This window comes from Pseudomonas sp. 273, from assembly GCF_029201425.1.
Lineage (GTDB): Bacteria > Pseudomonadota > Gammaproteobacteria > Pseudomonadales > Pseudomonadaceae > Pseudomonas > Pseudomonas delhiensis.
The window spans coordinates 2852642-2878837 of the sequence record NZ_CP116775.1 but is presented as its reverse complement, the minus strand read 5'-3'; the positions used below and the strand labels follow the sequence as shown (position 1 = coordinate 2878837).

Annotated in this window: 25 protein-coding genes; 12 read left to right on the top strand and 13 right to left on the bottom strand. The window is 69.3% G+C overall.

Annotated features, from left to right (window positions below; translation table 11 throughout):
• Nucleotides 1–58: 58 nt before the first annotated feature.
• The 3 genes from PKO50_RS13620 to PKO50_RS13610 are packed head-to-tail and all read left to right on the top strand — an operon-like array spanning nt 59 to nt 3392.
• Nucleotides 59–1387, top strand: coding sequence for an LLM class flavin-dependent oxidoreductase (locus PKO50_RS13620; RefSeq protein ID WP_275630009.1), 1329 nt, complete (start codon nt 59–61; stop codon nt 1385–1387).
• 14 nt (nt 1388–1401) lie between these two features.
• On the top strand, nt 1402–2448 hold the full coding sequence (gene mgrA, locus PKO50_RS13615) for an L-glyceraldehyde 3-phosphate reductase (protein WP_275630008.1): 1047 nt from the start codon (nt 1402–1404) through the stop codon (nt 2446–2448).
• On the top strand, nt 2445–3392 hold the full coding sequence (locus tag PKO50_RS13610; RefSeq protein WP_109936680.1) for an aliphatic sulfonate ABC transporter substrate-binding protein: 948 nt from the start codon (nt 2445–2447) through the stop codon (nt 3390–3392). Before mgrA ends, PKO50_RS13610 begins: the two co-directional genes overlap by 4 nt.
• A 5-nt stretch (nt 3393–3397) precedes the next feature.
• On the opposite strand, the gene PKO50_RS13605 is transcribed toward PKO50_RS13610, so the two are convergent.
• Nucleotides 3398–4294, bottom strand: a complete 897-nt coding sequence (locus PKO50_RS13605; protein WP_275630007.1) for an alpha/beta hydrolase — start codon at nt 4292–4294, stop codon at nt 3398–3400.
• Between the two features lie 644 nt (nt 4295–4938).
• On the opposite strand from PKO50_RS13605, the gene PKO50_RS13600 reads away from it, so the two are divergent.
• From PKO50_RS13600 to PKO50_RS13585, 4 genes are all read left to right on the top strand, one after another.
• Complete coding sequence (locus PKO50_RS13600) at nt 4939–5847, top strand: LysR family transcriptional regulator (protein ID WP_275630006.1); 909 nt, start codon at nt 4939–4941, stop codon at nt 5845–5847.
• Nucleotides 5848–5968: 121 nt separating this feature from the next.
• Complete coding sequence (locus PKO50_RS13595; RefSeq protein WP_275630005.1) at nt 5969–7162, top strand: CaiB/BaiF CoA-transferase family protein; 1194 nt, start codon at nt 5969–5971, stop codon at nt 7160–7162.
• Nucleotides 7159–8097 carry a hydroxymethylglutaryl-CoA lyase gene (locus PKO50_RS13590; RefSeq protein WP_275630004.1) on the top strand — a complete coding sequence of 313 codons (939 nt, stop codon included), beginning with the start codon at nt 7159–7161 and terminating at the stop codon, nt 8095–8097. The genes PKO50_RS13595 and PKO50_RS13590 overlap by 4 nt, the downstream gene beginning before the upstream one ends.
• A gap of 89 nt (nt 8098–8186) precedes the next feature.
• The gene (locus tag PKO50_RS13585) at nt 8187–9518 is read left to right on the top strand and encodes an MFS transporter (protein WP_275630003.1); all 1332 of its coding nucleotides are present in this window, start codon (nt 8187–8189) and stop codon (nt 9516–9518) included.
• Between the two features lie 311 nt (nt 9519–9829).
• Here PKO50_RS13585 and PKO50_RS13580 read toward each other — a convergent pair whose 3' ends face one another.
• From PKO50_RS13580 to PKO50_RS13550, 7 genes are all read right to left on the bottom strand, one after another.
• The gene (locus PKO50_RS13580) at nt 9830–10819 is read right to left on the bottom strand and encodes an MFS transporter (RefSeq protein ID WP_275630002.1); all 990 of its coding nucleotides are present in this window, start codon (nt 10817–10819) and stop codon (nt 9830–9832) included.
• A gap of 32 nt (nt 10820–10851) precedes the next feature.
• Nucleotides 10852–11166, bottom strand: a complete 315-nt coding sequence (locus PKO50_RS13575; RefSeq protein ID WP_275630001.1) for a hypothetical protein — start codon at nt 11164–11166, stop codon at nt 10852–10854.
• 139 nt (nt 11167–11305) lie between these two features.
• Complete coding sequence (locus PKO50_RS13570; RefSeq protein ID WP_275630000.1) at nt 11306–12496, bottom strand: CoA transferase; 1191 nt, start codon at nt 12494–12496, stop codon at nt 11306–11308.
• Complete coding sequence (locus PKO50_RS13565; RefSeq protein WP_275629999.1) at nt 12496–13563, bottom strand: hypothetical protein; 1068 nt, start codon at nt 13561–13563, stop codon at nt 12496–12498. Before PKO50_RS13565 ends, PKO50_RS13570 begins: the two co-directional genes overlap by 1 nt.
• A gap of 21 nt (nt 13564–13584) precedes the next feature.
• The gene (locus tag PKO50_RS13560; RefSeq protein ID WP_275629998.1) at nt 13585–14016 is read right to left on the bottom strand and encodes a hypothetical protein; all 432 of its coding nucleotides are present in this window, start codon (nt 14014–14016) and stop codon (nt 13585–13587) included.
• Nucleotides 14007–14219, bottom strand: coding sequence for a TetR/AcrR family transcriptional regulator (locus PKO50_RS13555; RefSeq protein ID WP_275629997.1), 213 nt, complete (start codon nt 14217–14219; stop codon nt 14007–14009). Before PKO50_RS13555 ends, PKO50_RS13560 begins: the two co-directional genes overlap by 10 nt.
• Nucleotides 14220–14222: 3 nt before the next feature.
• Nucleotides 14223–15398 (bottom strand): acyl-CoA dehydrogenase family protein, encoded by a 1176-nt coding sequence (locus PKO50_RS13550; RefSeq protein WP_275629996.1) that lies wholly within the window; start codon nt 15396–15398, stop codon nt 14223–14225.
• 471 nt (nt 15399–15869) lie between these two features.
• Between PKO50_RS13550 and PKO50_RS13545 the strand changes: the two genes are divergently transcribed.
• Nucleotides 15870–17072, top strand: coding sequence for an MFS transporter (locus PKO50_RS13545; protein WP_275629995.1), 1203 nt, complete (start codon nt 15870–15872; stop codon nt 17070–17072).
• A 32-nt stretch (nt 17073–17104) separates the two neighbouring features.
• On the opposite strand, the gene PKO50_RS13540 is transcribed toward PKO50_RS13545, so the two are convergent.
• The 3 genes from PKO50_RS13540 to PKO50_RS13530 all read right to left on the bottom strand — a co-directional run bounded on the left by PKO50_RS13540 (nt 17105) and on the right by PKO50_RS13530 (nt 18970).
• Nucleotides 17105–17344 (bottom strand): hypothetical protein, encoded by a 240-nt coding sequence (locus PKO50_RS13540; RefSeq protein ID WP_109936683.1) that lies wholly within the window; start codon nt 17342–17344, stop codon nt 17105–17107.
• A gap of 11 nt (nt 17345–17355) precedes the next feature.
• Nucleotides 17356–18252, bottom strand: coding sequence for a universal stress protein (locus PKO50_RS13535; RefSeq protein ID WP_275629994.1), 897 nt, complete (start codon nt 18250–18252; stop codon nt 17356–17358).
• A gap of 97 nt (nt 18253–18349) precedes the next feature.
• Nucleotides 18350–18970, bottom strand: coding sequence for a TetR/AcrR family transcriptional regulator (locus PKO50_RS13530; RefSeq protein ID WP_109936685.1), 621 nt, complete (start codon nt 18968–18970; stop codon nt 18350–18352).
• A gap of 263 nt (nt 18971–19233) precedes the next feature.
• Here PKO50_RS13530 and PKO50_RS13525 point away from each other — a divergent pair, with 263 nt between their 5' ends.
• The 4 genes from PKO50_RS13525 to PKO50_RS13510 are packed head-to-tail and all read left to right on the top strand — an operon-like array spanning nt 19234 to nt 24612.
• The gene (locus PKO50_RS13525; protein WP_275629993.1) at nt 19234–20559 is read left to right on the top strand and encodes an alginate export family protein; all 1326 of its coding nucleotides are present in this window, start codon (nt 19234–19236) and stop codon (nt 20557–20559) included.
• Nucleotides 20560–20579: 20 nt separating this feature from the next.
• Nucleotides 20580–21662, top strand: coding sequence for a polyamine ABC transporter substrate-binding protein (locus PKO50_RS13520; RefSeq protein WP_109936687.1), 1083 nt, complete (start codon nt 20580–20582; stop codon nt 21660–21662).
• Between the two features lie 39 nt (nt 21663–21701).
• Nucleotides 21702–23393 (top strand): amidohydrolase, encoded by a 1692-nt coding sequence (locus tag PKO50_RS13515; protein ID WP_275629992.1) that lies wholly within the window; start codon nt 21702–21704, stop codon nt 23391–23393.
• A gap of 55 nt (nt 23394–23448) precedes the next feature.
• Nucleotides 23449–24612, top strand: a complete 1164-nt coding sequence (locus tag PKO50_RS13510; protein WP_275629991.1) for an MFS transporter — start codon at nt 23449–23451, stop codon at nt 24610–24612.
• Nucleotides 24613–24629: 17 nt separating this feature from the next.
• Here the strand turns inward: PKO50_RS13510 and PKO50_RS13505 are convergent, their stop codons facing one another.
• Both PKO50_RS13505 and PKO50_RS13500 read right to left on the bottom strand, forming a co-directional pair.
• On the bottom strand, nt 24630–25013 hold the full coding sequence (locus tag PKO50_RS13505; RefSeq protein ID WP_275629990.1) for a VOC family protein: 384 nt from the start codon (nt 25011–25013) through the stop codon (nt 24630–24632).
• Between the two features lie 35 nt (nt 25014–25048).
• On the bottom strand, nt 25049–26161 hold the full coding sequence (locus PKO50_RS13500; RefSeq protein WP_275629989.1) for an S-(hydroxymethyl)glutathione dehydrogenase/class III alcohol dehydrogenase: 1113 nt from the start codon (nt 26159–26161) through the stop codon (nt 25049–25051).
• Nucleotides 26162–26196: the final 35 nt, after the last annotated feature.

The window sequence follows — 26196 nt, the reverse complement described above, 5'->3', positions numbered from 1 at the left end:
CCTTGCCAAGAAACCGTCCCGCCCGGCGTGCGCCAACCATCACGCAGAGGACTCCAGCATGACCGCAAGCAACCGCACCCTTTCCCTCGGCGCCTTCCTCATGGCCACCGGGCACCACGTCGCCGCCTGGCGCCACCCGGACGTGCCGGCCGACGCCGGGCTGAGCTTCCGCCACTACAAGCACCTGGCACAGGTGGCCGAGGCGGCGAAGTTCGACGCCGTGTTCGTCGCCGACAGCGTGGCCGCGCCCAGCGCGCCCATCGCCAGCCGCATGGCGCGCTCCGATCACTTCGAACCGCTCACCCTGCTCAGCGCGCTGGCCGCGGTGACCGAACGCATCGGCCTGATCGCCACCGTCACCACCAGCTACAACGAGCCCTACCACGTGGCGCGCAAGTTCGCCTCGCTGGACCACCTGTCCGGTGGGCGCGCCGGCTGGAACCTGGTGACCTCGGACAACGCCGCCGAAGCGCTGAACTTCAACCGTAGCGAGCACCTGGGCCACGCCGAGCGCTACGCCCGCGCCCGCGAATTCCACGAAGTGGTGACCGGCCTGTGGGACAGCTGGGAAGACGACGCCTTCCTGCGCGACAAGGCCAGCGGCCAGTACTACGACCCGGCCAAGCTGCACGTGCTGAACCACGAGGGCGAACACTTCCAGGTGCGCGGCCCACTGAACGTGGCGCGCTCGCCCCAGGGCCGCCCGGTGGTGGTCCAGGCCGGTTCCTCCGAGACCGGCCGCGAGCTGGCCGCGCAGACCGCCGAAGTGGTGTTCACCGCGCAGACCTCGCTGGCCGCCGCCCGCGATTTCTACGCCGACATCAAGGGCCGCCTGCCGCGCTACGGCCGCCAGGCGGACGAGCTGAAGATCATGCCCGGCGTGTTCGTCGTGGTCGCCGACAGCGAGGCCGAGGCCCAGGAGAAGCACGAGGCCTTCCAGGAACTGGTGGAGCCGGAAGTGGGCGTCGCCCTGCTCTCGCGCATGCTCGGCAACTTCGACCTGTCTGCCTACCCGCTGGACGGCCCGCTGCCCGAGCTGCCGCTGACCGACAGCGGCCAGCGCAGCCGCCAGCTGCTGCTCACCGAACTGGCCGGCAAGGAAAACCTAACCCTCGCCCAGCTCGGCAAGCGCATCGCCGGTGGCCGCGGCCACTACAGCCGGGTCGGCACCCCGCAGCGCATCGCCGATGAGCTGCAGGCGTGGTTCGAACAAGGCGCCGCCGACGGCTTCAACGTGCTGGTGCCGCACCTGCCCGGCGGCCTGGAAGACGTCGCCAACCTGCTGGTGCCGGAGTTGCAGCGCCGCGGGCTGTTCCGCCGCGACTACGCCGGCAGCACCCTGCGCGAGCACCTGGGCCTGGCGCGCCCGCACAACCGATTCGCTTGACTCTGGAGAACCCCATGACCTACCTCGCCGCCCCCGAGCGCTACCAGCGCATCCCCTACCGCCGCGTCGGCCGCAGCGGCCTGGTGCTGCCGGCCCTGTCCCTGGGACTGTGGCACAACTTCGGCGACGCCACGCCGCTGGACACCCAGCGCGCCCTGCTGCGCACCGCGTTCGACCTGGGCATCAACCACTTCGACCTGGCCAACAACTACGGCCCGCCCTACGGCAGCGCCGAGATCAACTTCGGCCGCCTGCTGCGCGAGGACTTCCACGCCTACCGCGACGAACTGATCATCTCCACCAAGGCCGGCTGGGACATGTGGCCCGGCCCCTACGGCCAGGGCGGCAGCTCGCGCAAGTACCTGCTGGCCAGCCTGGACCAGAGCCTGCGGCGCCTGGGCCTGGACTACGTGGACATCTTCTACTCGCACCGCTTCGACCCACACACGCCGCTGGAGGAAACCGCCGGCGCGCTGGCCAGCGCGGTGCAGCAGGGCAAGGCACTGTACGTGGGCATCTCCAGCTACTCCGCCGGCAAGACCCGCGAACTGGCGGCGCTGCTGCGCGAATGGAAGGTGCCGCTGCTGATCCACCAGCCGGCCTACAACCTGTTCAACCGCTGGGTGGAGAAAGACCTGCTGGCCACCACCGACGAACTCGGCGCCGGGGTCATCGCCTTCACCCCGCTGGCCCAGGGCCTGCTCACCGGCAAGTACCTCGACGGCGTGCCCGAGGACGCGCGGGTCAACCGCCCCGGCGGCGCCTCGCTGCGCCCCGAGCACCTGTCGACGGACAACCTGCGCCGCGCCCGCGCGCTCAACGAAATCGCCGCGCGCCGCGGCCAGAGCCTGGCCCAATTGGCCCTGGCCTGGACTCTGCGCGATGCGCGGGTGACTTCGGCGCTGATCGGCGCCAGCCACCCGGACCAGTTGCACGAGAACGTCGCCGCCCTCGGCAACCTGGCCTTCAGCACCGAGGAGCTGGCGGAAATCGACCGCCACGCCGTGGAAGGCGGGATCAACCTCTGGGAAAAACCCTCCACCGACTGGCAGGACGCATGACCAAGCACCTGAAGGGCCGCCTGGCGGCCCTGCTCACCCTGTTCGCGCTGGCCGGCGGCGCCTGGGCCGACGACCCCGCCCAGTTGCGCATCGGCTACCAGAAGGCCTCCACCAGCCAGGTGCTGGCCAAGGAGCACAAGCTGCTGGAGCAGCGCTTCCCGCACACCCGCATCGACTGGGTCGAGTTCCCCGCCGGCCCGCAGATGCTGGAGGCGCTGAACGTGGGCGCCATCGACCTGGGCGGCAGCGGTGACATCCCGCCGATCTTCGCCCAGGCCGCCGGCGCCGACCTGCTCTACGTGGGCACCGAGCCGGCCAAGCCGCAGGCGGAGACGATCATCGTGCCGCAGGGCAGCCCGATCCACGCCGTGGCCGAGCTGAAGGGCAAGCGCGTGGCCTTCCAGAAGGGTTCCAGCTCGCACAACACCCTGCTGCGCGCGCTGCAGAAGGCCGGCCTGGGCATCCGCGACATCCAGCCGCTGTACCTGACCCCGGCCGACGCCCGCGCCGCCTTCGAGAGCGGCCAGGTGGACGCCTGGGCCATCTGGGACCCGTGGTACTCGCAACTGGAACTGGAGGGCCGCGCGCGCCTGCTGGCCAACGGCGAGGGCCTGGACCTGTCCGGGCCCTTCTACCTGGCCTCGCGGTCGTTTGCGGAAGGCAACGGCGCCTTCCTGCGCCAGGTGCTGGACGCCTTCACCCAGGCCGAAGCCCTGACCCGCAGCGACGAGGCCGCCAGCGTGGCGATCATGGCCCGCGTCACCGGCCTGCCGGAGGCCGTCATCCGGCGCACCTTCGAACACCGCCCGGCCAGCTCGCCGATCCGCCCGCTGAACGATGCCGACATCGCCGCACAGCAACGCACCGCCGACCTGTTCTACGCGAACCGCATACTGCCGCGCGCCGTGAGCATCGCCCCGGCGGTCTGGCGGCCAGGGCCCTGAACGGCTCAGCCGCGGTTGCTCGCCGTGTCGAGCAATCGTGCGATCTCGTCGGCGACCAGCCCCGGCTCGCTGAGGATCAGCCCATGGCCGGAGCGCTCGGCCAGCACGTGGCGGCCCTGGGGCGACTGCCGGGCACGGTGGGCATGGGCGGCGTTGGCCGCCGCGCGGATCTGCGCGCTCATGCCGAAGTCCGCCAGGGCGCCAGAGATGACCGTCAGCGGGATGTCCGGCAGCACCGGCGGCTGGCTGCGATAGGCCTGCAGCGCCGCCACCAGGCCGGCCAGCTCGGCGCCGCGGGTGCGCATCACGGCCATGGTGAAGCCTTCCCGGCGCAGGTCGGCAAGCACGTCCTCGGGCAGCACGGCGATCGCCTTGCGGTAGCAGCGCTCCAGCAGGCCGCAGCGGGCCAGCAGCCAGCTGGCCACATGGGCGAACTTCTCCAGGCGGCGGAAGGCCGGGGTGAAGATCAGCTCGCAGGCTTCGTCGGACACGTCCGCCAGCACCAGCCCGGCGATGCGCTGCGGCTGCGCGGCGGTGGCGGCGCGCACCAGGGGGCCGCCGCCGCTGTGCGCCACCAGCACGAAGGGGCCGGGGTCGAGGTGGTCGAGCAGGTCGTTGAGGTCGTCGGCCATCCGCTGCATGCTGCGCGGTTGGGCATCCGCCGGGCTGCGGCCGAGGCCGCTGCGGTCGTAGACCACCGCGCGGGCCCGCTGCGCCACCAGCGGCTGCACCAGCCCCCAGAAGGAACGGCTGGCGGCCAGGCCGCTCTCGAACACCACGGTGGGCGCCCGCCCGTCCGCCGGCCCCGGCAGCGCCTGGTAGAACAGCTCGCGGCCATCGCGGGTGCGCGCCAGCCCTGGCGTGCCCTGGGTCGGCGCGGGTGCTGCAGGCTCGATGGCCATGGGTCGTCTCCTGGTGGCATGGCGAAAGATGGCAAATGATAATCATTAATTCACATCGATAGACAGGTGCCCGTTCGCCCAGGATGACTCGGCATCCGGCGTCGCTCGGGACGGCTCCCTCTCCCGCTTGCGGGAGAGGGAACGGGGTCAACCCGAAACATCCATGCAACCGGGTTACACCGTTCGCGAGCAAGCTACTCGCGAGTTCAGTGCTCGCCCTGAAGAGCGCCCTCTCCCCAGCCCTCTCCCTGAAGGGAGAGGGAGCCAGTCCGTGCCGAGAAATCTGATGGTTTCAGCCGGAAACCCCCGGTGTTGCCGGCTGCCTCAGGAATATCCAAGCGCACCGAACGCCCCCCTCTCCCTGAAGGGAGAGGGAGCCAGTCCGTGCCGAGAAATCTGATGGTTTCAACCGGAAGCCCTCGGTATCGCCGGCTGCCTCAGGAATATCCAAGCGCACCGAACGGCTCCCTCTCCCTCTTGCGGGAGAGGGCTGGGGAGAGGGTGGCGGAGTGGGTCCGAAACACCCATGCAACCAGCTAGCACCGTTCGCGAGCAAGCTCGCTCCTACGAGAAGCAACCCCGCGCAGCTTCAAAGCACCCACCATTCCGCTCTACCATGCCCCATCCCCCACGCGTAACCGCCCATGCAGCTGAACAACCTGATCCGCCGCCTCGACCTGGTCACCCTGCAGCTCTTCGTGGCCATCCACGAGGAAGGCAGCCTGACCCGCGCCGCCGCCCGCGAGGCCATCGCCATGTCGGCGGCGAGCAAGCGCCTGAGCGAGCTGGAGGCCGCGCTCGGCACCGCGCTGTTCGCCCGCCAGGCACGCGGCATGAGCCTCACCCCGGCCGGTGAAACGCTGCTGCACCACGCCCGGCGCATGCTCTTCAACCTGGAGAAGATCGGCCTGGAGCTGGGCGAGCACCTGCAGGGCGTGCGCGGCTACGTGCGCATGCTGGCCAACCTCTCGGCGATCATCCAGTTCCTGCCCGAGGACCTCGCCGCCTTCGCCGCGCGCCACGAGAGGATCAAGGTGGACCTGGAGGAACGCCCCAGCAACGGGGTGGTCCAGGGCGTGCTCGACGGCGTGGCCGACCTGGGCATCTGCTCCTCCGACAGCGACACCCGCGAACTGCTCAAGGTGCGCTACAAGCGCGACCAACTGGTGCTGGTGCTGCGCGCCGAGCACCCGCTGGCCGGGCTGCGCCAGGTGGCCTTCGCCGACACCCTGGACAACGACTTCGTCGGCCTGCATTCGGCCAGTTCCATCAACATGCGCACCCACGAGGCCCCGCGGCGCGCCGGCAAGGTGCTGCGCCTGCGCATCCACGTGCCCAGCTTCGACGCCGTGTGCCGCATGGTGCAGGCCGACATGGGCGTGGGCATCCTGCCGCGCCAGGCCTTCGAGCTGTTCGGCGGCGCCCTGGGCCTGCGCGCGGTGGCGCTGAGCGACGACTGGGCCGAGCGCGAACTGCTGCTGGTGGCCCGCGAGCTGGAGTCGCTGTCGCCGGTCAGCCGCCTGCTGTTCGAGCACCTGCGGGACGCGCCCTAGCCCGGGCCTTTGCGCCGAGCCTTCGCGTTTGGCGAAGGGTTGTTGCCGACACAGGGTTGGTGCGCGGCGCCCGTGGTCCCTAGTCTCGGCGCAAAGTCCAAGAACAACGAGGTACCGCGGTATGACTGCCCCGCTCGAAGGCATCAGGGTCCTGGAAATAGGCACGCTGATCGCCGCCCCCTTCGCCGCCCGCCTGCTCGGCGAGTTCGGCGCCGAAGTGATCAAGATCGAAGCCCTGGGCCAGGGCGACCCCCTTCGCAAGTGGCGAAAGCTGCACCAGGGCACCTCGCTCTGGTGGTACCTGCAGTCGCGCAACAAGAAGTCCCTGGCGCTGGACCTCAAGGCCGCCGAGGGCCTGGCCATCGTCAAGCGCCTGCTGCAGCGCACCGACGTGCTGATCGAGAACCTGCGCCCCGGCGCCCTGGAGAAGCTCGGCCTGGGCTGGGACGTGCTCCACGCCATCAACCCCGGGCTCACCCTGGTGCGCATCTCCGGCTACGGCCAGAGCGGCCCCTACCGCGACCGCCCGGGCTTCGGCGCCATCGGCGAGGCCATGGGCGGCATCCGCTACACCACCGGCGAGCCGGGCTCGGCGCCGGCGCGCGCCGGCATCAGCCTGGGCGACTCGCTGGCCTCGCTGCACGCGGTGATGGGCGCCCTGCTCAGCCTGTTCAACGTGCGCGCCAACGGCGGCGAAGGCCAGGTCGTCGACGTCTCGCTGGTGGAAAGCGTGTTCAACCTGATGGAAAGCCTGGTGCCCGAGTACGACCTGCTCGGCCACGTGCGCGAACGCAGCGGCGGCTCGCTGCCGGGCATCGCCCCGTCGAACACCTATCGCACCGCCGACGGCGCCTTCGTGGTCATCGCCGGCAACAGCGACCCGATCTTCCGCCGCCTGATGCAGGCCATCGGCCGCCCGGACCTGGGCGAGGCCCCCGGGTTCGCCCACAACGACGGCCGCGCCGCCCAGGCCGCGCTGCTGGACGACGCCATCGAGGCCTGGACGCGCCGCCATTCCATCGACCAGGTGCTGGCCGCGCTGGAAACCGCCGAGGTGCCCGCCGGACGCATCTACTCGGTGGCCGACATCGTCGCCGACCCGCACTACCAGGCCCGCGGCATGCTGCTGGACAGCGCCCTGCCGGACGGCACCCGGGTGCGCATGCCGGGCATAGTGCCCAAGCTCTCCGCCACCCCCGGCCGGGTCAACTGGCAGGGGCCGCAGTTGGGCGAGCATACCGACGCCCTGCTCGCCGGCCTGGGCCTGGACGGCGGCGAGATCGCCCGCCTGCGCGAACAGGGGGTGGTGCAATGATCCCCGACAATCCCGAATTCCTGGTGGTCCAGGAGGTCGCACCGCGAGACGGCCTGCAGATCGAGCCGACCTGGGTCCCCACGCAGGACAAGATCGACTTGGTCGACGGCCTCTCGCGCCTTGGCTTCAGCCGCATAGAGGCGGGTTCCTTCGTCTCGCCCAAGGCCATTCCGGCGTTGCGCGACGGCGATGAGGTGTTCCGCGGCATCCGCCGCCAGCCGGGCGTGGTCTATGTCGCGCTGATCCCCAACCTCAAGGGCGCCGAGCGCGCCCTGGCCGCCGGCGCCGACGAGCTGAACCTGGTGCTCTCGGCCAGCCAGTCGCACAACCGGGCGAACATGCGCATGCGCCGCGAGCAGTCGCTGGCCGGCTTCGGCGACATCGCCCTGGCGGTGCGCGGCCGCACGGTGAGCCTCAACGCCACGGTGGCCACTGCCTTCGGCTGCCCCTTCGAGGGCAAGGTCGATGAAGACCTGGTGCTGCGCCTGCTGGACGCCTACCTGGAGCTGGGCGTGCAGGGCGTGACCCTGGCCGACACCACCGGCATGGCCAACCCGCATCAGGTGGCGCGCCTGGTCAGGCGCAGCCTGGAGCGCCTGCCGGCGGCCATGCTCACCCTGCACTTCCACAACACCCGCGGCCTGGGCCTGTGCAACGTGCTGGCGGCCTACGAGGCCGGCGCGCGGCGCTTCGATGCCGCGCTCGGCGGCCTGGGCGGCTGCCCGTTCGCACCGGGCGCTTCGGGCAACATCTGCACCGAAGACCTGGTCAACCTCTGCGAGGAAACCGGTATCCCCACCGGCATCGACCTGCCCGGCCTGCTGGCCCTGTCGCGCCGGCTGCCGGCGCTGCTCGGCCATGAGGTGCCGGGGCAACTGGCCAAGGCCGGGCGCAACTGCGACCTGCACCCGCTGCCGGCCGACCTGCCCGCCTGAGCCGGCGAAAAACACCGGGGCGCCAAGGCCCCAGCCAGACTACAAGAACAACAGGGCTGCCCACGCGGCGGCCCGACTGGAGAAAAACGATGAGTCTCGATGCCCTGCACCTGGGCGCCGCCGACGGCGCCGACAGCGAGAAAGCCCTGGTCCGCAAGGTAGCCTGGCGGCTGATGCCGCTGATCATGGTCTGCTACCTGTTCGCCTTCTTCGACCGCATCAACATCAGCTTCGCCAAGTTCCAGCTGCAGACCGACCTGGGCTTCAGCGACACCGCCTACGGCCTGGGCGCCAGCCTGTTCGTGGTCGGCTACGTGCTGTTCGAGGTGCCCAGCAACCTGATGCTGTACAAGGTCGGCGCGCGCCGCTGGATCGCCCGCATCATGATTTCCTGGGGCCTGGCCACGGCGGCCATGGTGTTCGTCAACAGCGAATGGCAGTTCTACGGCCTGCGCTTCGTCATCGGCGCCATGGAAGCCGGCTTCGCACCCGGCGTGCTCTACTACCTGACGCTGTGGTTCCCGCGGCACTTCCGCGGCCGCATCACCTCGCTGCTGTTCCTCGCCTCGGCCTTCTCCGGGCTGTTCGGCGCGCCGCTGTCCGGGCTGGTGCTCGGCCACCTCGACGGCGTGCTGGACATGCGCGGCTGGCACTGGCTGTTCCTGCTCGGCGGCCTGCCCTGCGTCGGCCTCGGCCTGCTGGTGCTGGCCCTGCTGAAGGACCGCGTGGAAGACGCGCCCTGGCTGAACGCCGAGGAAAAGCGCCTGCTGCTGTCGCGCATCGACCCGCCCCAGGCCGCCCACGGCCAGGGCTCGCTGCTGCAGGCGATCCGCATCTCCGGCTTCCTCACCCTGGGGCTGATCTACTTCCTCATCCAGGTCGCCTCCTACGGCCTGAACTTCTGGGCGCCGCAGCTGATCCGCAGCGCCGGCACCGAGAACCCCTCGGTGATCGGCCTGCTGACCGCAGTGCCCTACATCTGTGGGGCCATCGCCATGGTCATCTGTGGCCGGCTGTCCGACGCCAGCGGCGAGCGCCGCTGGTTCACCGCCGGGCTCATCGCCTTGGGCGCGCTGGGCTTCCTCTGCGCCGGCCTGTTCGACGACCACACGCCGCTGCTGATCCTGAGCCTGGGCCTGCTCGGCGCCGGCGTGGTGGCCTCGATCCCAAGCTTCTGGGCCCTGCCGCCGAAGCTGCTGGCCGGCGCTGGAGCGGGCGCGGCCGGTGGCATTGCGCTGATCAATACCCTGGGCCAGCTGGGCGGCATCGTCAGCCCGGTGCTGGTGGGCCGCATTCGCGATCTCACTGGCAGTACCACTCCGGCGTTGTACCTGATTGCTGTCACCAGCCTGGTTACGGCTGCGTTGGTCTTGTTTGCCTTGCCGCAGAAGTTGCGGATGCGTGATTTGCCGGTGCGGTGAGGGGGATCTCCCTGTAGGAGTGAGCTTGCTCGCGAACGGTGCTCACCCGTGGCTACGGTGTTTTGGGGGAGCGCCTTTCCCTCTCCCCAGCCCTCGGCTGCGCGCCCCGCCCTGAAGGGAGAGGGGGCTAGTCCGTGCCGAGAGAAGGAATGGCTTCAGCCGGCAATCTCTGCGCTAGCCGGCTGACTCCAGAACATCAACGTCTGCCCAACGGTCCCCTCTCCCTTCAGGGAGAGGGTTAGGGAGAGGGCGCTCTTCAGGACACGCCCCGAATCCAGCCGGCAGAACACCGTTCGCGAGCAAGCTCGCTCCTACTTCGCCTTGTTCTCCCGCAGCATGCGTCTGGGAATCCCCAGCAGAATGGTCAAGCCCCCCGCGATCAATACCAAGGCAACCGTATACATCCCCCACGACAAGCTCCCCGTCGCCCCACGCACCCAGCCGATGACGATGGGCGCAGTCAGCCCGCCCACCTGCCCCAGGCTGCTGATCAGCGCGATACCGCCGGCCGCCGCCGTGCCGGACAGAAAGGCGGTGGGGATGGTCCAGAACAACGCCGTCACCGAGAGATAGCCGACGCACATGATCGACAGCAGGACGATCGACAGGCTCCAGTTCGATGGCAGGTAGCCGATGGCGGCGACGGCCCCGGCCACCACCAGGATGCAGGCCATGAAGTGCCAGCGGCGCTCCACCACCCGGTCGGAGTTCCAGCAGACGATGAGCATGCCGATCGCGCCGACTATCCAGGGCAGTGCGGAGAGCAGGCCGATGTACCAGACGTTGGTCACGCCCGACTGCTTGATCAGCGTGGGGGCCCAGAAGTTCAGCACCGAGCCGGCCCAGGGAATGACGAAGTAGCCGAAGGCGGCGATGTAGACCCAGGGGTTCCGCAGCGCCGCGGAGAAGTCGTGGCCCTTCTCGACGGCGGCCTTGGCGCTGGCATCCTCGGCCAGATGCGCCTGAACGATGGCCTTTTCCACCGGGCTGAGCCACTTCGCCTGCTCCGGCTTGTCGGCCAGGTAGAAGTAGGCGATCACGCCGGCGACGATGGACGGCGAGCCTTCGAGCAGGAACAGCCACTGCCAGGCCTTCAGCCCGTAGACGCCGCCCATGTTGTGCATGATCCAGCCGGAGACGATGCCGCCGATGGTGCCGGCCGCGGCGATGCCGAGGATGAACCTGGAGGTGACGCGGGCGCGGCGCCCGGACGGGTACCAATACGTCAGGTAGAGAATCACCCCGGGCAGGAAACCTGCCTCCGCGCAGCCGAGGGCGATCCGCGCGACGTAGAACTGCATGGGGGTCTGCACGAACATCATGCAGGTGGAGATCAGCCCCAGAGGATCATGATCCGGGAGATGGTGACCCGCGCGCCGAATCGCTGCAGGCACAGGTTGCTCGGCACCTCGAAGAGGATGTAGCCGACGAAGAACAGGCCCACGCCGAAGCCGTAGGCGGCTTCGCTGAGGCCGATGTCGGCGCTGAACTCCAGGTGGGCGAAGCTGATGTTCACCCGGTCGATGAAGCCGAGCACGTAGCAGATGAAGAGAAAGGGCAGGATCCTCAGGTTCAGTTTCCGATAGGTCGCGTCGACGTCCGACGGGTTCAGTTCGGCCAGCGTTATTGCGGGGGTTGCTGATTGCATCGTTGTTCTCCACCCGTTGGCTGCCTGCGAAAGGCATGCAAAGGCCCTTGCCCGCTCTTCGCAGAGGGACAGCCGCTATTCGATTGATCGTGCTGGTGAGTGCGGGGTCAGCCTCGCGGCCGGCCCGGAGCGGGAGGCCTCAAGGCTCCCGTTCGGCGCCGAATACGCCGCGCTCGGCGAGCGCCCTTATCTGCTCGGCGGAAAAGCCATAGGCCATGAGTACTTCGTCGCGGTGCTCGTCGAGCCGGGGCGGCCGCCTGCGCAAGGCGCCCGGCGTGCGCGCCAGCTTCACCGGGATGCCCGGGCCGCTGTAGCCCTCCTCGTCCATGACCATGTGGCGGTGCAACGTATGCGGCGCCTGCGCCACCGTCCCGACGTCGAGGATGGCCGCCGCCGGCACGCCCTTGCGCAGCAGTTCCTCGCCGAACGCCTCGCCGCGGACCTGCCCGAACAGCCTTTTCAGCTCGACTTCGAGCGCGGCCCGGTTCTCGACGCGCAACCCGTTCGTGGCGTACCGCGGGTCGTCTGCCAGCCCGGGCGCCCCCAGCAGTTGAGCGAGCAGGCGGAACTGCCGGTTGTTCGCCACAGCGACGAATATCGGCGCGCCCGCCGTCTCGAACAGGTCGTAGGGCACGATGTTCGGGTGGCCATTGCCGACCGGCTTCGGCGGCACTTTCGAGGCCAGGAAGTTCGCCAGGTACGGGTGCGCCATGCTCACCCCGCTGTCGTACAGGGCGACGTCGGCCATCTGCCCGCGGCCGGTGCCGTTGCGTTCGTGCAGCGCCAGCAGGGCCGCGAGCGCTGCATTCATACCCGTGCACATGTCGACGATGGGCGAACCCAGCCTGACCGGCAGCCGCCCGGGTTCGCCATTGATGCTCATCAGGCCGGCAAGCGCCTGCACCACGGCGTCGTAGCCGGGCAGTTCGCCGAGCGGGCCGTCGTCGCCGAAGCCGGTGATGCGGCAGTGCACGAGCCGGGGCAGGCGCCGGGTGATCTCCAGCGGCGATTCGATGCCCCAGGCGCGCAGGGTGCTCGCCTTGAAGTTCTCGATGAGCACGTCGGCGCTTTCCAGCATCGTCCAGAACACCTCGCGGCCGGCCTCGCAGCCCATGTCCAGGGTGATCGCCCGCTTGTTGCGGTTCACCGCGTTGAAGTAGGCCGCGCTGCCCTCCACGAACGGCGGGCCGAATCCGCGGCATTCGTCGCCCTCGGGGCCTTCCACCTTGACCACGTCGGCGCCGTGGTCCGCCAGTATCTGCGCGGCGAAGGGCCCGGCGAGGACCCGCGAGGCGTCAATGACGCGCAATCCGTCCAGTGCACCGGCCATCACGCACCTCCCCTGGGCGCTTCGCCCACCCGCCACTCGAAGCGGCCGGTCGCCAGGTCCTTCTGCGTGACGCTCAGCGCCAGCCGGTGGTTGTGCGCATCGGCGGCGCCTTCCAGCAGGCCGTTCCAGATGTCGAAGACCGCCGGGTGCAGGGCCCGGGACTGGCCGAACAGCGTCCAGCCGCGCTGGGTGATGGCGTAACCCTCGGCGGTTTCCCGCACAGACACTTCGTCCCCCTGGGCCCGGGCCAGCCTGGCCAGGAAGTCGACGAAGGCGTGCAGCGACTTGTCCTGCGCCACCCCCAGGCGCGCCGCCGTCTCGTGATAGCACTGCATGGCGACCTGGCGCGCCGAGAGGCGCAGCACGTTCACGGCCTCGCAGGGGCCGAAGAGGTCGACGGCGGTGGGCAGGGTCGAGCGGACGTATTCCATCGCATAGTTGCGGCTGGCCTTCTCGATGCGCGCCTGGGGCCAGGTGCTGGAGGGCAGCGTGGGCGCGGCGGCCGGGTCGAAGTCCGGGGCGTCCTCGTGCCTGGCGAAGCGCAACCGCTCGTGGGGCGCCAGGGGTTCGTCGTATTCGTAGTAGTAGCCTTCCAGGCCGGACTGGCCATCGGCGGTCTGCTTGGTGCACACGAAGCCCAGGCGCGGGTTGCCCAGGCTGACGCCGTTCTGCGCATGCCAGCCACGCAGCATGGCCGCGGAAACCTCCGAGGGAATGGCGCACAGCGCGGTGCCCGACCAGATCCAGCGCGGCGGCGTGTAGCGCACCCAGGCCTTGCGGTCGCTCTCGTACATGTACTCGACCGAGACGCCGCCGATGTTGTTCGACAGGTAGTGATATTGCGCGGCGGCCACCGCAGGCGGGAGCTCGTCGATGCCCAGTTTCGCCAGGCCCTGGAGGAACCGTTCCGAGCGTTGGCGGCAGAACACCTGGTAGACCAGTTCCGCCGCGCGGGAGGTGCCTTGCCGGGTCACCGAGGAAAGTACCATGCCGGTGAAGAACGAATGGTACCAGTGCGCTACCGCATGCCATGCCTCGCTGGTTTCTTTATCGACTACCGTATTCATCTCTACTACCTTCTAGTTGTTTTAGGTTTGCCTGAGACCATCTACGACGTAATCCGCAATCTCTTCTGCAACTTTCATCCGCTGGATATCCGTTTCGCCCGGCTGACGGCGATACCACATGGTCGTCCAGTTCAATGCCCCCAACAGCGGCTTGACCAACAAGTGCGAATCGACGGACTTGAATATGCCGGCGACAATTCCCTCCTCTATCACTTCGCGAAACAACGCTTCGTATTCGTCGCGCATGACGATGAGCCGCTGCATCTCCGCGCGCTGGGCATCGGTCAGGCTGCCGGTGAGGTGCATCTCGACGCCCTGCACGGTCACCCGCTGATAGGACGTGTATTCCATCATCAGCCGGGTATGCTCGACCGCCATCCGCCGGAGCCGCTGGTCCGCGCTCTGGGCTACGTCCGCGGCGATGGGCGCAACGCTTTCCAGGTTCATTTCCATGGCCCGCCGGTGCACAGCGGCGAACAGGTCCCCTTGCTTCGGTAGTAGTAATAGACACTACCCTTGGTAGCCTGTATCTGGTCCGCCACGTAATCGATAGAAGTCGCTTCATAACCAATTCTGGAAAAAGCTTCTGCCGCGGCATCCAATATCGCCGACTGGCGCAATGGCATGTTTTCGTAACGGACGGATTTATTGGCCACACTTCATTCCTTTTTGTTCAGGTTTCCACACAACGAATGTTTTACCTGGCGCGCCAGGACCACTCGCTGGATCTCCGAAGTGCCTTCGTAGATTTCGGTGATCCGCTGGTCGCGATAATAACGTTCCATCGCGCTGGGCTTTACGTAGCCCCGGCCGCCAAGAATCTGTAGGGCATCGTCCACAATGCAGTGGGAAGCTTCGCTGGAGAACAGCTTGGCCATCGCCCCCAACGCCGTTATGTCGTCGCCACGGTCGTATGCGCGGGCGGCTTCGTAGGTCAGCATGCGGGCCGCGGACAGCGAGGTGACGGCGTCGGCCAGTTTGAAGCCGACGCCCTGGTGGTCGATGATCGGGCGCCCGAAGGTGCTGCGTTCCACTGCATGGGCCGCGGCCTCCTCGAATGCCGCCAGGGCGATGCCGTTGGCTTGGGCGGCGATGACCACGCGGCCCACGGCGAGGGTGGCCAGCGCCAGGCCAAGGCCCTTGCCGGCTTCGCCGACGATGGCGTCGCCCTCGACGTAGGTATCCAGCTTCAGGTTGGTGGTGGTCGTGCCACGGATGCCCATCTTGTCTTCGTAGTGGTCGATCACCACGCCCTCGGCGTCGCGGGCCACGACGAAGGCGCTGATGGCCTTCCTGCCGGCGCTCTCGCCGGTGGCGGCGAAGACGATGAAGTGCCGGGAGTGGCCGCCGTTGCCCAGCCAGCATTTCTCGCCGCGTATCCGCCAGCCCTTGCCCGTGCGGGTGGCGGTGGTCTGCAGGGCGGCGGGGTCGGAGCCCGCGCCACGCTCGCTGAGCGCGAAGTTCACCGCGGCCCCGGTTTCGGCGAGGCCGCCCAGCAGCCGGCGCTTCTGTGCGTCGCTGCCGCCGAGCAGCACGGGGAACGCGCCGAGGGACAAGGCCGCCATGATCGCGGCGGTGGAAGCGCAGCCGCGCGCCAGTTCCTCGACCACGGCCACCAGCGCGCACAGCGACGCCCCTTCGCCGCCATGTTCGCGGGGCACGAACATGCCGCTCAGGCGGTTCTCCAGCAGCACGGGCAGGTGTTCCAGCGGGTAGCGCTGGTCGCGGTCGATCTCGGCGGCCAGCGGGCGGAAATGGCGCTCGCCGAGCAGCCGGGCGATCTCCTGCCAGCGGCGCTCGTCAGCGGTCAGCGGTGGGCTCCAGATGATGCTCATGGGAATACTACCAAGTAGGTTTTCGGGAAGTGACGACGAATCCCGGGCAAGCCGGAATCCCGTCTTGCGATCAACATACTACTCAGTATCTAAAACCGTCATCGCCTCGCCAGCAGCCCGTCCCCGCAGCCCGACAAGCAAGGTATCGTCCCTGCTCAGCCCCCTTCCCCCAACGATTCCCGAGCAAGCCTCCGGCCCGCAAAGCAGCGCAACCCCTGACGTAGGATGGGTGGAGCGAAGCGATACCCATCGCCCTGATAGCCACACCTATCAGGAACACTCCTACAGACATAGATACCGCTTTACCCAGTCCAAACGACCAACGCCTTACCCGTCTATTCCGAGCCTTCCGTCCACGCCGGCGGAACCTTCTGCTATCCTGTGCGTCCTTTCGCTGTCGGTCACCAGCCTTGACCGTGCTCCGCATGACAGCCGCGCGCCTGCGCACTCCATAAGAACCAAGGACACCTGATGACTACCTCTGCAACCGAACCGCGACGCGGTGCGGCCCTGGTGCTATTCGCCCTCGCCGTGGGCGGTTTCGCCATCGGCACCACCGAGTTCGCCACCATGAGCCTGCTGCCGCTGTTCGCCCCGGCCCTGGGCATCGATGCGCCCACCGCGGGCCATGTGATCAGCGCCTACGCCCTGGGCGTGGTGGTGGGCGCGCCGCTGCTGGCGGTACTCGGCGCGCGCCTGCCGCGGCGTACCCTGCTGGTGCTGCTGATGGGGCTGTTCGCCCTGGGCAACGGCCTCAGCGCACTGGCGCCGACCTACCACTGGATGCTGCTGTTCCGCTTCGTCAGCGGCCTGCCCCATGGCGCCTACTTCGGCATCGCCGCGCTGGTGGCCGCCTCGCTGGTGCCGCCGCACCGGCGCACGGTGGCGGTCGGGCGGATGTTCCTCGGCCTGACCGTGGCCACCATCGTCGGCGTGCCCCTGGCCAACTGGCTGGGCCAGGCCCTGGGCTGGCGTTGGAGCTTCGCCCTGGTCGCAGCGCTGGGCGTGACCACCATGCTCTGCGTGCGCCTGTTGGCGCCCTACTCGCCGCCCGAGGCCGGCGCCAGCCCGCTGCGCGAGCTGGGCGCACTGAAGCGCGGCCAGGTGTGGCTGACCCTGGGCATCGGCGCCATCGGCTTCGGCGGCCTGTTCGCGGTGTACACCTACCTGGCCGACATCCTCGGCGCGGTCACCCACGTCTCCCCCGCCGTGGTGCCGCTGGTGCTGGCGGTGTTCGGCGTCGGCATGACCCTCGGCAACATGTTCATCCCGGTGCTCGCCGACCGCGCGCTGATGCCCACCGCCGGCGGCCTGCTGGTGTGGAGCGCGGTGGTGCTGGCGATCTTCCCGTTCACCGCCGGCAATATCTGGAGCATCGCCCTCTGCGTATTCTTCGTCGGCTTCGGCGGCGCCCTGGGCACGGTGCTGCAGACGCGCCTGATGGACGTGGCCGAGGACGCCCAGGGCCTGGCCGCGGCGCTGAACCACTCGGCCTTCAACTTCGCCAACGCGCTGGGCCCGTTCCTCGGCGGCCTGGCCCTGGCCGCCGGCTACGGCTGGACCTCGCCGGGCTGGGTGGGCAGCCTGCTGGCCATCGGTGGCTTCGTGCTCTGGTCGATCTCCCTGGCCAGCAGCCGCCGCCAGGAAAGGACCGCCCTGCAGGGCGACTGCTGAGCGGACGCGGCGGCCCTACCCACCGGCCGCCGTCACGGCCGCCGCGCCGTGGGCCCGTCGCCCTGCTGCCCGTCCACCCAGAGCGAGCGCAGGTCGCAGATGACCCGCGACGGGTTGCCGATGGACACCAGGCACACGCGGTTCTCCCAGCGGTCCCAGAGGAACACGTACTGAGCGTCGCCGCCGGCGGGGGTGTAGCGCAGCATCATCGCGGCCACCACAGCGATGGCCCAGATCGACAGCAGCAGGGCGAGGAACGCGACCATCTTCATGGCCGCCGACCTCAGGGCCGGACCGCGAGAATGCCCGAATGCACCCGGTACAGCGCCTGTTCGGTGGTGCTGCCGATGATCTTCGCCAGGCCCGGGTGGTAGAGGGTGCCCATGACCACCACGTCCATGCGCTTCTCGTTGGCGAAATCGCTGATGACGCGGGTGGCCGGGCCCTTGACCAGGTGCTGGTAGGGCCGGCCGACGCCGAAGCGTTCGCCGATGCGGTCCATGCGCTGGCGCGAGCGGCCGCTCATCTGCTCGGCGACTTCCGGCGACCAGGCCACGGGGCCCGCGGCATAGGCCAGGTAGCCGCTGGCCAGGTCGTAGGCCTGCAGCAGGTGCAGCTCGGCGCCGCACTGGTGGGCCAGGGCCTGCGCCGACTCGACGATATGGTCGTTCAACTGGTCGACGAGCACGTCGTCCTGGGACAGGTCCAGCGCGGCCAGCACCCGCTGCGGGCACGGGTTGTCGGCGGTGCTGACCAGGTGCAGCGGCACCGGGCACTGGCGCAGCAGCTGCCAGTCCAGCGGGGTCATGATGGCGCGGCTCAGGGCCGGTTCGTACTGGCTGTCCTTCACTACCAGGTCGATGCCGTGCTGCTCCACCAGGCGCAGCGCTTCCTTCAGCGGGTCTTCCGTCCACACTGCCTCGGCGACGACCTCGATGCCCTGGGCGCGCAGGTCGGCGGCGTGCGCCTCCAGCCAGCGTTCCTGGCGCAGGCGCGTCTCTTCGCGGGCGCGGGTCTGCAGCACGCTGTCGAGCACGCCCAGGCCCACCGGCAGGGCATCCAGGGTGACCATGTGCAGGTGGGCGCCGCCGGCCAGGGCCAGGGCCTTGGCGCGCGCCAGGGCGGCGGTGTCACGGAGCAGGGGATCACAGATCAGCAGCAGGCGCGAGTAGGCGTTCATGGGGACCTCCGGAGGGGGACAGGGGTTGTGCCCCTAAGCCTGCGCCTTCACCGCCAGCGGCCCCTTGATGTGCATCAAGCGCGCCGTCGCGCCCGCCCTAGGGCAGCATGCCGCGCAGCATGAACGCGGCGGAGCGGCGCACCGCGGCCCGGTGCGCCTCGTGGTCCAGCGGCTCGCGGGCGCACAGGCGCAGCAGCTGCAGGTGGCCGTAGTCGTTGAGCAGGAAGGCGGCGTAGTCCACGTCCAGGTCGGCGCGCAGCTTGCCGGCGTCGCGCAGGTCGCCCAGCAGCAGCGCCAGCTCGCCGACCAGGGCGTCGTTGTTGCGCCGGTAGGGTTCCGGCACGTCGCGCTGGTCGCCGCCCAGCAGGGGCAGCAGCGGCGGCAGGATCTCCCGCCACAGCGGCGGCGGCAGCACCTCGAAGGCGTACTCGGTGAGGCAGCGCTCGAAGTGGCAGATGGTGTCCAGCGGGTCGGCGAATTCCGGCGCGCGCCGGCGCGCCTCGGCGATGGCGCGGTGGTCGGCCGCGCGCAGCTTCTCCAGGAGGATTTCCTGCTTGCTGCCGAAGTAGGCGAACACCGTGGGCACCGACACCGCCGCCAGGCGGGCGATCTGCTCCATGGTGGTGGCCTGGTAGCCCTGGCTCTCGAACAGGTCGAGGGCCGTGCGGCTGATGGCCTCGCGGCGCAACGCCTTCTGCTGTTCACGCAATCCGCTCACTGGTGCTCCCCGGGGCGCTCGTCGATGGGGCGCCAGCATAGCCGAATCTGCATCGGATAAAAATTTTATTGACTAAAGTTTTTTAACGATTAAAGAATATTTCCGCCGCCACCCCCCGCCCGTCACGGGGCCCGGGCCGCGGCGCACAACGACAAGAAAGCGCTTCGTAGGCCCCGGCGCATGGGCCGGGGCACCGCCCCGCCCGGCCGCCGCGGGCCACTGATCTGCCCACCGACAAGTACAACGACAAGGGAGCAGCAAGCATGACCCGATCCAGGTACACCTGGACGCTACTGGCGCTCGGCGCCATGGCCAGCGACTACGGCTGGGCCGGCTACGCGTTCGACGCCGGCAACCTCAGCGGGGAACTCACACTGGGCGCCGGCGCCGCCAGCATCGCGGCGCGCAACGCCAACTTCGGCCTCGGCCGCATCGACCTGCGCGACGGCCACGACAGCGGGGAGCGGGCCGACTGGCAGGAGGCCTACCTCAAGCCCGGCCTCGACCTGGCCTACGCCCTGGACGCCGACACCCGCCTGCTGGCCGGCGGCTCGCTGCTGGGCGCCGGCACCTGGGGCGACGGCGACGCCGGCGGCTACACCCGCGGCGCCGATGGCCGCGTGGGCGTCGAGGAGGCCTACGCCGGGTTGCAGCACGGCGCCTGGAAGCTCACCGCCGGGCGGCAGAATTTCATGGTCGGCACGGGCTTCATCGTCATGGACGGGCACCTGGACATGCACGACGACGGCGCCTACTGGCTGGGCCCGCGCACCGCCTTCCGCGATTCCGCGGTGCTCGCCTTCGGCCATGGCGAGCTGGGCGCCCAGGCCTTCAGCCTGCGCACCGACGACCACCTGGGCGACTTCCGCATGGACGGCCTGAACCTCGACTACACGCCGGGCGGCGTGGTGAACCTGGGCGCCATGGCCATGCGGGTGAACTCGCTGGATCGCCAGGCCAACCAGCTGCAGCCGCGCGACGGCATGCAGGTCTACAACCTGCGGGCGCTGCAGGGCAAGGTGCCGGGGCTGGACGACCTGACCCTGCACGGCGAATACGCCCTCCAGCGCGGCAGCGGCTCGGGCGTCGACTACCACGCCAGCGCCTGGTACGCCCAGGCCGACTACGCCTTCCCCGCCCTGCCCCTGCAGCCGCTGCTGAGCTACCGCCACGCGCGCTTCTCCGGCGACGACGAGCCCACCGACGACACCCAGAAGAGCTGGGACCCGCTGAGCAAGGGCTTCATCGACTGGAGCACCTGGCTGCTGGGCGACATCGTCGGCAACTACCTGCTCTACAACAGCAACGAGCGCGTCGACCAGTGGACCTTGCGCACGCACCTGACGCCCACCCTCAGCCTGGGCGGCATCCACTACCGCTTCAGCCTGGACGAGAAGGTCTACAACGGCATCCCGGTCAGCGACCGGCGCTTCGCCAACGAGAACGTGGTGTTCCTCGACTGGACGCCGACCCCGGCCGTCTACGCCTCGCTCTCGTACAACTGGGCCCAGCCCCTGGGCGCCGCGCGGCAGGTCCTGGGCAACGACGATTTCCGCACCCTCGAGATGTACGTCACCTACCGCTACTGAGCCTTCCACGGAGAAGCCCCATGAAAGCCCTGCTCGCCGCTTTGCTGTCGCTGTGCTGCTGCCTGGCCCAGGCCGAGGAACGCACGGTACGCATCTACAACTGGATCGAATACCTGCCGCCGGAGGTGCTGCAGCAGTTCCAGGCAGAAACCGGCATCCGCCCGATCTACGACACCTTCGACTCCATCGACATGCTGCAGACCAAGCTGCTGACCGGCAACTCCGGCTACGACGTGGTCTTCCCCAGCACCGCCAACCTGCACAAGCTGATCCGCGCCGGCGCCATCCAGCCGCTGGACAAGTCGAAGCTGCCCAACCTGGGCCACCTGGACGCCGGCTTCATGGCGAAGATCGCCGCCGTCGGCGACCCCGGCAACCAGTACGCGGTGCCCTACATGTGGGGCACCACGCTGGTCGGCTACAACCTCGACAAGGTGCGCCACGCGCTGGGCGGCGAGAGCATCCCGGACAGCTGGGCGCTGCTCTTCGACGAGCACAACATCGCCCGCCTGGCCAGCTGCGGGGTGGGCTTCATCGACGCCCCCGACGAGATCCTGCCCATCGCCATGCGCTACCTGGGCCTGGACCCGAACTCCAGCAACCCCGAGGACTTCCGCAAGGCCCAGGCGCTGATGCAGGCGATCCGCCCGCACATCGCCTACTTCAACTCCTCGCGCTTCGCCATGGACCTGGCCAACGGCGACACCTGCGTGTCGGTGGGCTGGTCCGGCGGCTTCGCCCTGGCCGAGAAGCTGGCCGCGCAGGCGAACAAGGGCGTGCACCTGGAGATGATGATCCCCCGCGAGGGCGTGCCCATGTGGTCCGACGTGATGGTCATCCCCAGGGGCGCGCACAGCGCCGAGGCCCACGCCTTCATCGACTTCATCCTGCGCCCGGAGGTGATCGCCAGGGCCAGCAACGCGGTGGGCTACCCCAACCCGAACAAGGACGCCACGGCGCTGGTGGATGCGCACATCCGCCAGAACCCGAACATGTACGTCCCGGCCGAGCGCCAGCACCTGCTCTACCCGCTGACGCCGCAGCCGCTGAGCACCGAACGCGCCCGCACCCGTGCCTGGAGCGCGATCCGCACCGGCATCTGAGCCGCCCCCTTTCGACACCCGCAAGCCAGTGAGTAACCCATGACCACCCAGACCCGCTCCGCCGACCTGATCATCCACAACGCCCGCGTCTACACCGTCGACCCGCACCGGCCCTGGGCCAGCGCGGTGGCGGTGGCCGGCGAGCGCATCCTCTACGTCGGCGACGGCCAGGGCGTGATGGCCCACGCCGGCGCCGCCACCCGGCTGATCGACGCCGGCGGCAAGCTGGTGCTGCCGGGCTTCGTGGAGTCCCACTGGCACTTCTCCACCACCGCCTTCGCCCACCAGGCCTTCGTCAACCACGAGGACCCGCACGAGGTGCTGGCGCTGCTCAAGCGCTACGTCGACGCCCACCCGGAAGAGAAGGCCATCACCGGCATGGGCTGGATCCAGGCGCTGATGCCCGCCGAGCTGCTGCGCCGCGAGACGCTGGACGCCATCTGCCCCGACAGGCCGGTGTGCCTGCTGTCCACCGACTACCACACCATGTGGGTGAATAGCCGCGCCCTGGAAATCGCCCGCATCGACCGCCACACCCCGGCGGTGGAGGAAGGCGCCAGCTGGTTCGAGAAGGACCCGCAGACCGGCGAGCCCACCGGGGTGATCGTCGACGGCGCCGCCTACTCGCTGCTGATGCAGCGCCTGAGCGAGGCCGGCTACCTGCCGGTGGGCATCGACCTGTACCTGCGCTCCATCGCCCTGTGGCAGGAGAAGCTGGTGGCCGCCGGCATCACCACCGTGTTCGACGCCGGCTTCCTCGACCCCAGCGGCGACCAGACGCTGCTCTACGAAACCCTGCAGCAGTTGGAGCGCGAGGAGCGCCTGAAGCTGCGGGTGGTCGGCAGCTTCATCGACATGGGCACCGAGAAGGACCCGGTGGCCGTGCTGCAGGGCCTGCGGGCGAAGTACGACTCGCCGCTGGTCAAGGCCCAGGCGCTGAAGCTGATGCTCGACGGCACCGAGATGAACCACACCGCCTTCCTCCTCGAACCCTATTGCGACAAGCCGCACAGCTGCGGCTCCACGGTGATGCCGGAGGAAGTCTTCGAAGGCCACGTGCGCAAGGCCGACGCCCACGGCATCGACGTGATGGTCCACGCCGTGGGCGACGGCGCCGTGCGCATGGCCCTGGACGTGTTCGAGCGCACCTACGCGGCCAACCCGCCGCGCGACCGCCGCCACGTCATCACCCACGCCTTCCTCACCCACCCGGACGACATCCCGCGCTTCCGCCGCATCGGCGTCATGGCCAACACCCAGCTGCAATGGGGCGTGGTCGACGCCTACGCCGAGGCCATCCAGAAGTCCTACGGCCACCAACGCTGGGCCTCGATGTACAAGTTCCGCACCTTCATCGACCAGGGCGTGACCGTCTCCATCGGCATGGACGGCCTGGCCTGCCAGTGCCGCTGCCAGCACCGCCCGGTGGAGCACATCGAGTCCGGCCACACCCGCCAGCTGGCCGGCGAGCCGGACGCGCCGGTGATGCCCGACGGCAACGAGCGCCTGAGCATCCCCCAGCTGATCGCCGCCTACACCCTCAACGGCGCCTACCAGCTGGGGCTGGAGAAGGAGATCGGCTCCATCACCGAGGGCAAGCGCGCGGACATCATCATCCTCGAGCAGGACCTGTTCGAACTGGAGCGCTACCAGATCGGCAAGACCGAGGTGGCCCTGACCCTGATGAACGGCCGCGTCACCCACGACGCCGGCAGCACCGGCCAGGCCTGACCCGCACGGTGGCGGCCGCCGTGGCCGCCGCCCCCTCCTCCGCTGGAACCCCGCAATGCACAACAACAACACCCGGGCCCTGCGTGCCGCCCTGATCTACATCGCCGCCACGGCGCTCATCATCATCGGCGTGCAGCCGATCTTCATCGGCCTGCTCGCCGAGCGCCTGGCGCTGAGCCTCAGCCAGCAGGGCTGGGTGCTCTCCAGCGAAATGGCCGGCACCCTGCTCGGCAGCCTGCTGCTGCCCGCCCTGGGCCGGCGCTTCGGCGGCCGCGGCCTGTACCTGTACGCCGCGCTGGCCGCCGGCCTGCTCAACGCCGCCAGCGCCTTGCTGGACGACTACGCCCTGCTGCTGGCCTGCCGCTGCGCCTGTGGCGTCGCCGCCGGGCTGCTCTACGCCGGGGCCATCAACGCCCTCGGCCGGCTGCCCGGGCAGGACCGCTCCTACGGCCTTTCGCTGCTGCTGCAGACCGCCGTGTTCGCGCTGTTCGCCGCCAGCCTGCCGCTGCTGGCCGAGGCCGTCGGCAACCGCCCGGCCAGCGCCAGCATCGGCCTGTGGTTCGCCCTCATCGCCCTGGCCAGCCTGGCCATCCCCCGGCGCCTGCGCCTGGATCTACCGGCGCCGGCCAGTGGCGACGGCACGGGCTCCGCGCTGATCGGGCGCTTCGCGCTGCTGGGCATGCTGTTCCTGCAACTGGCCATCTACTGCATCTGGGGCTTCGTCGACCAACTGGCCCGCGAGCGCGGCATCGCCGCCGTCGACGTCGGCTGGGCCTTCGGCCTGGGCGTGCTCGGCGGCCTGCCCGGCGCGGCCCTGCCCAGCCTGCTGGGCGCTCGCGTCAGCCGCGGGCCGATGATCGGCCTGGGCTCGGCGCTGGTGCTGCTGTCCATCGTCCTGCTGGGCGGCTACGCCAACGACGCCGGGTGCCTGTCCGGCGCGCTCTTGCTGATGAACTTCGGCTGGGTGCTGGCGCTGACCTACTACATGTCGTCCATCGCCACCAACGACCCGCGGGGCAACCTGACGCCCTGGGTCAGCGTCGTCCAGTCCGGCGCCGCGGCCCTGGCCCCGGCCTTCATCGCCGTGCTGCTGCAGGGCGCCGGGCGGCAGTCGATCTTCCTCAGCGCCGGCGCCGCGGTGGTCACCGGCTTCGCCCTGAAATGCCTGGCGGGGGTGGTGCAGCGGCGGCCGGCGATGCGCCGGGGGCTGGAACCCTGAGCGAGCCCGCCGGCGGCTCAGGCGCCCTGGAAGCCATAGGCGGCGATCTTGTTGCCATCGAGGTCGCGGAAGTAGGCGGCGTAGGCGTTCGGCGCCCAGTTGCGGGGGCCGGGCGCGCCCTCGTCCCGGCCGCCGTCGGCGAGGGCCGCGGCATGGCAGGTATCGATGGCCGCCCGGCTCGGCGCGGCGAAACTGAGGGTGACGCCGTTGCCGACCGTAGCCGGCTGGCCGTTGGCGGGCCTGAGCACGAAGAACGCCGGCGAGTCGACGCCCCAGATGGAGCCGTTGTCGCCGAGGTCGGCGAGGCGCTTCAGGCCAAGGGGGGCGAGCACCCGGTCGTAGAAGGCGCGGGCGCGCGGCAGGTCGTTGCTGCCAACGGTGACGTGGGTATAGACGGTCATGTTGCTGACTCCTTTGGAGGGTGGGTGGGTGTCGCTCAGAAGCGGATAACGCTGCGGATGCTCTTGCCTTCGTGCATCAGCTCGAAGGCCTCGTTGATCTTGTCCAGGCCCATGGTGTGGGTGATGAAGGTGTCCAGCGGGATTTCGCCCTTCTGCGCCTTCTCCACGTAGCTGGGCAGCTCGGTGCGCCCGCGCACGCCGCCGAACGCCGAACCGCGCCAGACGCGGCCGGTGACCAGCTGGAACGGCCGGGTGCTGATTTCCTGGCCGGCGCCGGCGACGCCGATGATGGTCGACTCGCCCCAGCCCTTGTGGCAGCACTCCAGCGCCGCGCGCATCAGCTGCACGTTGTCGACGCACTCGAAGGAGTAGTCCACGCCGCCGTCGGTCATCTCGACGATGACGTCCTGGATCGGCTTCTGGTGGTCCTTCGGGTTGACGAAGTCGGTGGCGCCCAGTTCCCTGGCGATATCGAACTTGGCCGGGTTGATGTCGACGGCGATGATCCGCGAGGCCTTGGCCATCCTGGCGCCGATGATCGCCGCCAGGCCAATGCCGCCCAGGCCGAAGATGGCCACGCTGGCGCCCTCTTCCACCTTGGCGGTGTTGAGCACGGCGCCGATGCCGGTGGTCACGCCGCAGCCGAGCAGGCAGACCTTCTCCAGCGGGGCGTCCTTGGGAATCCTGGCCAGGGAGATTTCCGGCAGCACGGTGTACTCGGAGAAGGTCGAGCAGCCCATGTAGTGGTAGACCGGCTGGCCGTTGTAGGAGAAGCGCGAGGTGCCGTCGGGCATCAGGCCCTTGCCCTGGGTGGCGCGCACGGCCTGGCAGAGGTTGGTCTTGCCGGACTTGCAGAACTTGCACTCGCGGCATTCGGCGGTATACAGCGGGATCACGTGGTCGCCGACCTGCAGCGAGGTCACGCCCTCGCCCACCGCTTCGACGATGCCGCCACCCTCGTGGCCGAGGATGCACGGGAACACGCCTTCGGAATCCTGGCCGGACAGGGTGTAGGCGTCGGTGTGGCAGACCCCGGTGGCGACAATGCGTACCAGCACCTCGCCCTTCTTCGGCGGCGCCACGTCCACCTCGACGATTTCGAGCGGCTGGTTGGGGCCGAATGCCACGGCCGCGCGGGACTTGATCATCTTCGGTTTCCTCGGCCGGCCCCGCCCGTGGCGGG